We start from the raw sequence: 323 nt of genomic DNA on the forward strand, positions 1-323 counted from the left end.
GCGATCTTCCAGGCGGGGATGGCGATGGGGAAGTTCCAGGGCGTGATCAGGCCGACCACGCCAATCGGCTCGCGCGTGATCTCCACGCCGATGCCGGGGCGCACCGAGGGTACGGTCTCGCCCGTCAGGCGCAGGCATTCACCGGCAAAGAACTTGAAGATCTGGCCGGCGCGGCCGACTTCGCCAATGGCTTCGGGCAGGGTCTTGCCTTCTTCGCGCGCCAGCAGCTCGCCAAGCTCGGCCTTGCGCGCCAGGATCTCCGTGCCGATCTTGTCCAGGGCGTCGGAGCGCGCCTGGATGCCCGAGGTGGACCAGGCGGGAAA

The 323-nt window shown here is 68.1% G+C and carries 1 protein-coding gene; it reads right to left on the reverse strand.

The annotated features are described in order from the left end of the window. On the reverse strand, positions 1–323 hold a 323-nt coding region (locus P353_RS08460), incomplete at both ends, for an aldehyde dehydrogenase family protein (protein ID WP_034367962.1).

The organism is Comamonas testosteroni, from assembly GCF_000761245.1.
Classification (GTDB): domain Bacteria; phylum Pseudomonadota; class Gammaproteobacteria; order Burkholderiales; family Burkholderiaceae_C; genus Comamonas; species Comamonas testosteroni_C.